This window comes from Thiocapsa sp. C2-2m (genome assembly GCF_041903745.1).
GTDB classification, from domain to species: domain Bacteria; phylum Pseudomonadota; class Gammaproteobacteria; order Chromatiales; family Chromatiaceae; genus Thiocapsa; species Thiocapsa roseilacustris.
In genome coordinates this window covers 1-5,404 of record NZ_JBBWVD010000087.1, presented here as the reverse complement: position 1 = coordinate 5,404, position 5,404 = coordinate 1, and the positions used below count along the sequence as shown (strand labels likewise).

Sequence of the window (5,404 nt, the reverse complement as noted above, 5' to 3'; positions counted from 1 at the left end):
GGTCACCCCTCACCCACTGGGTAACGCTATCCAATTTCACGGTCTCCGTTCCGATTCCAAGGATCTGAATTTAACTTGACACGACAAGGCTCGATACTGGGCTCGCGGCGCACGATTACCCAGGCGGGGCTCTCACCCGCTAGAACACGCGGCCTTGCCAGGCCGCACTGTCCCCGGTTTCTCCGGGTTGAAACTCGAAGACTGGACGATCGAATGAACATCTGCGCCGGGGCGCGACCGGAGAGCAAAAGGGGCGGGGTCGGCTTGATGATCTCAGGCCCAATGAAATTTTTAGAGGCCCGCCGGAGTTAATCGGTGACTCCTTATCTCTCAGGCATCGCAGAATAAGGGGACCCGTCGGGCCCCCTGAACATTACGATGCCATGCGATCGACGGTTGTCCTTGGTTGCCCCCGTCGCATGCTGGCCCTACCTAGTTCTGGATGTTGTAGACCTCCTTTCGCCCGCGGGTGAACCAATTGAATTGGTTGGTCCCGTTGATCAACTGATTGAACGCCCACGCGGAACCGGCCTCGTTCGGGTCCACCGTAATCGCGGAGTAGTCTCCCCAACGGCAGGACCCGCGAACGTCGTTGTTGCACAGCGTGCTTCCATTCGTGGTCAGGAACTGACTGGTCGAACTCGCCGCAAGGTAGCCCAGCCATCCCGTACTGGTGCTGTTCGGACCGGAGTACGTAATCATCGAGGCCAGACAGCTCGATGTCGTACAGGTCGGGACGGTGCGTGAGGCGTTGATAAAGGCTGGCGCCCCGTCGATGCCCGATCCGGTGACAAACGATGGGTTGAACAGGTGGCCGCTCGTGAACGTGTTGGTGCTCAACACGGAGGATGCGGCCCTACTCAGCCGGTACCAGCGGATCACAGGGGTCGCGCCGGAGGCGATGGTATGGATGTTCCAGATTCGATCTCGCGATTGGATGCTGGCACTCTGGAAGCGGCCGTCAAGGCTGTCGAGCCTCTGCCCGTTGGGTTGGACCGCGTCCGGTGGGACTGCCCAAGCGGCGATGCCGTAATTGGCCCCCGCAGTCAGGGTGTCGGCGCCCAGGGTGGCTCCCGCACGATGATTGTAGCGACCGATGAAGGTTGAGCGCGGGTAGAGGAATACCGACTGCGAGGTCAAGCTGTCCAGAACAATGGGCGGCGCGACGTTGAACGCCAGGTTGTTCCAACAGATGCCGCTCGTACCCGCACCGGTCAGGGTCGGCGCCTTGTCTATCGCCAGGATCGCCCCCGTGACGCTGCCGGACACTGGGAAATCATTGGCGGTGATAAACCATCGGTTGGCGCTCTTGCCCGAGGACGGGTAGTCCCAAAAGCTGTTAGACGCCCGTTTGCAGAAGCGCGTAGTACCGAAGCTTAGCGTAAATCGATACCGATTCCAGGCTGTGGCCCCGTTGGTGGTGGACACCGCGAAGTACTGATACTGATCGGTGTTGCCCGTCCGGTTGTCGCGCGATTCCGCCGTCACGAAAAACCGTCCGGCGGCGCGGTCGTAGATGACTTTGGGGTCGAACAGGGTCTGATTTGCGATATCACTGAAACCGGCGAATAGGGTCTTTAATGGTACACGGCTAATGATTGCGCAGGTGGACTTGCTGTAGACCCCGACGTCAACGTTGGTCACCACCACCAGTACGGCGGGCCCTGCCGCGCCGTGGATGTCCGAAGGCGCAAAGCCGGTCGCCACGTTGGTGTTGCACGCCGTATTGGGGACTAGGGTATCGGGTGCGGCTTCGGCACTCTCGGCATCCGCACTTTCCGCATCGGCGTTATCGGCAGTGACACCGATACCGAGCCGTTCAGGCACGGTGCGAGGCGGGGCGCCGACGTAGTCCGCGAGACCGATGGCGCTAAGCTCTTTTTGCTCCAGCAGTTGCTCCTCCCCCATGGGTATTCCGGTCCGGATCTCTTGGTAGTCGAACACCGACACGGTGGCCGGCTCGAACTGATCCCCGGCGGGCATCTCGAAGGTGCCGATGGACTGGGCCTTTTGCACCTGTCTCGCGGCGAAGGTAGATGGCGTGGCGAGTGCAAGGGTAAGCACGCCAAGCACTGCAGCCAACAAGTAAAATCGGCTACGCGAACACATAACGATGCCTCCTTAGTTGCTGATCCGCTGATCGTTGGTCCGCCATTTTCATGGGAAGAATGGCGACCGGGCTTGCGCTTTTAGTTTAGACGCCGGCCACACTTCTGCTTTAGAGTTCGGTGACAGAAGAGGGGCGATTGATACAGGTCAGCTTTTCTTGCTGCAGCAGCCGTTACCGGCCTAAACCGGAGGCCGCCGCGCACGGATCTTGCCTCGCAGCTAAAGGAGCGCAGGAACGGAGTCAGAGGGGTTCGGGGAGGGGGTTCGGGGAGGGGGTTCGGAGGGGGTTGGAGGGGGCGGTTGGGTCAGGTCTTGTAATGCAATATTTTGGCTGCTGTGAGGCGCCAATGCGGTCAGAGGGGGCGGTGGGATCAGGTCTTGTAATGCAATATTTTGGCTGCTGTGAGGCGCCAATGCGGTCATGACTCGTTCCGTGCCTGGGTTTGAGCGTGAAGATGCCGTGACCATGCGCGACGCCGACGCTTTAAAAACCGCCGGAGAAAGCTCATGTGGTTTTGTCTACGTTCGGCCGCCCCGGGATGCTAACCGGTGAAGTAGTTGAGGACATCCATGCCCTGATGTGGGACGCCGATAATATCAATCCCATCCTCGCTCATGAGATAAAAAATCACGTGGGAGCCTTCCGGGTAGCTGCAGTATCCGTCACCGACCTCCGGACGAGGCTTCCCGAGACTTGGATTCTCCGCAAGCCAGGAGAACCGCCGGTCGATGGCTGAAAGATAGTGCTCGACCGAAAACCCCGTTTTTTCCCGCCCCGGCACCTCGCCCTGAATGGCGGGCCGGGGCCAGCGTATTCAATCGAGCCGCATTCGATGCGGATTCGTGGAATTAAACCGGATTAATGCGAATGACTCGCATCACCGCCATTCCGCAGGCGCACCACTCCCGTCGGGGTCGGCACCGGACCCGATCGAAAGGGTCAAGCAGCGCGTCGGCGGCGCTGTCGTTCCCGCTCGCGCCGCGCCTCCTCGGCCTCCTGCGCCAGCAGCAGCGTGCCGATGCGCTGGATGTTGCGCGCCACCACCGCCAAGGCGACGTAGCGCTTGAAGCCGTCGATCCCGTGATCGCGACAACGGTCGAGCCCGTGGACCTCCAGCGCGTTGATGGCGGACTCCACGGCGGAGTGTTTGCGGCGCAGCTGGATGAAGCGCGGATCGCCTTCGCGTTCGCGCTCCGCGGCCGAGCACTTGCCCTTCTTCGGCAGCACCGGAAAGTCGATCACCTCGGCCAAGCCGCGTTGGTTGGCGGGGCTGTGAAAGCCCTTGTCCATGCTCGCGCCGGCGACCGTCGGGAAGCGCTCCGCGGTCTCCTCCACCAGGGGCAAGGCGACCTGGTCGTCGGTGATGCGCTCCATGACCCGATGGTGCAGGATGAAGCCGTACTGGTCCTCGCTGATCGCCACACGCAGACCCAGCTCCACCGGCACGCCGGCCTTGCCCTTGCTGATCCACTCGGTGTGGGGCTGGAAGATCGAGAAGACTTTCTCGGCATGCGGGATGGTCTGACCGCACAACACCCGGCGGCGGATCTGGTCGATCTGCCGCTCGCCGTGGGCGATGAAGGCATCCAGCGGCGCGAGCTGGACGTTCGCAAGCCCCGCGATCAGGTGCAGGCGGATGCGCGTCTCGCGCGCCCGCATCAGAAAGCCCCCGGCCAACTCCAGATAGGCGGCATGGGCCGCTGCGATCTCGACACGCCGTGCGGCCCGTTTCTCCGGATCCTGCGCGGTGGAGTGCTTGAGGGTTTGCGCCCGCCGATAGGCTTTCTTCAGGCAGCGCACGTTGTAGGCGCTTTGCCGCCAATCGCTCGGGCCGGCGTCCTCGCACAGCCCGGCGCTGATTTCGATGGCCTTGCGCGCGGCATCGTCGAGCAGGCTGATGTCGGTCGGGTAATGCACGTGGGTCTCGACCACGAAGGAGTCACACCGGATCGCGAGGGGCTCGTCGGGATTGGTTTTGACCAGGGCATGGCCGGCATCCACGACCGCTTGGTTGATGCGCTCGAGCAGCTCGGGCGTGAACAGGCTCAGGTTGTCCTTGAGCGTCTGCAGGCTGTCGGTGGTGTCGTCGGCCCAGTCGGCATGACCGATCATCTTGCGCAGGGTGGTGTGCTGGTTGGCCAGCTCGAGAATCCGATCGTCGTCGGCATTGAGCCCCAAGCGCAGCACCCCGAGCCCCGGGATCGCCCACTGCGACAGACCGGGTCGCCCGGTCTCGGGGCACGCCTTGCCGTCCTCGCCGCGGCCCGGCGGGCGCACCTCGGCGAGGATCGCGAACACGGGTTCGCGCAGCTGCGGGGTGGTGTAGAGGTGCTGCAGTCCACGCAAGAGCTGCGGGATATCGTCGCGCGAGCGCGGATCCAGAGCGATGGCGGCGATATCCTCCTCGCCGAGTTTCAATTGCGGATCGATTACGTTGCGCATAGTGGTTCGAATCACGAAGTTCATGAAGACTCATGGCATGCCCCGGCGAACATCGGCCGAAATCGCCTTCGAGTCATCCGGAAATCAATAGGTTAGCGTTTTCTCTGCCCCTCTCGATCGAAAATCGGCATGATCTTCGATCATGGGGACATATTATAACCCACTGTTCGGAAATAGAAAACGTGGTTTCTGTTCAGGCACAAGATTGGCATTCACTCGATGTGCCGAACGCGCCTTGAAGGCTTTCAGGACCGAGGGTAGCGACAAGGAGTCATCCAGCTGAAGTAGCCAGTGAATGTGGTCCGGCATCACCACCCAAGCCAAGGACGTGACCGCGCGATACTCGGTCAAGGCCCGCATCTCGGTGTCCAAACATCGGGCACAGACGAATCGCTGAAGTAGCGCTTCTCTCGCTCCGCCAAGACCGAAGTGACGAAATAGGCTCGGCCGGGCTCGCTGAAACGGCCTTTGCGCAGGTCATCGAAAGCACGGTGGGTTTGACCCGATGCGTCCGGCGTAGGGACTCCGGTTACCCGGAGCCCCCGCCACAGACCCGGACGTGCAGTTTTCCCGCATCCGGTTCCTCGGTTGTACTCGCTTTCGCGCAAGCAAAAGGTTCAAACAAACACCAATTCGCGTTGCACAATCGGCGGCTCCGTGATGCGAGGACGGGCGGCGCCGAGCCGCTTCAGGGCTCGAAGAAACACCTCCCAGGTGAAGCTTGCCCGCTTTCCCCCGCGTCGATTCAGCCACTTGTACGCTGCGACGACGGCCGCATGGTAAAAACGCCACAGGCCCGACGCGTTGCCGCGCAGCCCGTAGTCGTTGTAATGTCCAATCAGCCGTCGGTTC

General features: G+C 61.7%; 4 protein-coding genes and 1 pseudogene. All 5 read right to left on the bottom strand.

The features are described from left to right. Positions 1–432: 432 nt before the first annotated feature. Positions 433–2,082, bottom strand: a complete 1,650-nt coding sequence (locus tag AADX97_RS28470; protein WP_374237497.1) for a hypothetical protein — start codon at positions 2,080–2,082, stop codon at positions 433–435. A gap of 569 nt (positions 2,083–2,651) precedes the next feature. Then, the gene (locus tag AADX97_RS28465; protein WP_374239358.1) at positions 2,652–2,891 is read right to left on the bottom strand and encodes a type II toxin-antitoxin system RelE/ParE family toxin; all 240 of its coding nucleotides are present in this window, start codon (positions 2,889–2,891) and stop codon (positions 2,652–2,654) included. Between the two features lie 158 nt (positions 2,892–3,049). Beyond that, the gene (locus tag AADX97_RS28460; protein ID WP_374239359.1) at positions 3,050–4,552 is read right to left on the bottom strand and encodes an ISNCY family transposase; all 1,503 of its coding nucleotides are present in this window, start codon (positions 4,550–4,552) and stop codon (positions 3,050–3,052) included. Positions 4,553–4,705: 153 nt separating this feature from the next. Continuing rightward, a complete protein-coding gene (locus AADX97_RS28455) occupies positions 4,706–4,912 on the bottom strand; it encodes a transposase (RefSeq protein WP_374239357.1) in 207 nt (68 codons plus the stop codon). Positions 4,913–5,169: 257 nt separating this feature from the next. Next, a pseudogene (locus tag AADX97_RS28450) lies at positions 5,170–5,404 on the bottom strand (group II intron reverse transcriptase/maturase); the annotation flags it as partial.

Coding starts and splice junctions, on each gene's coding strand:
- AADX97_RS28460 (WP_374239359.1), bottom strand. CDS start 4,552: ATGCGCAACGTAATCGATCCGCAATTGAAACTCGGCGAGGAGGATATC.
- AADX97_RS28455 (WP_374239357.1), bottom strand. CDS start 4,912: ATGCGGGCCTTGACCGAGTATCGCGCGGTCACGTCCTTGGCTTGGGTG.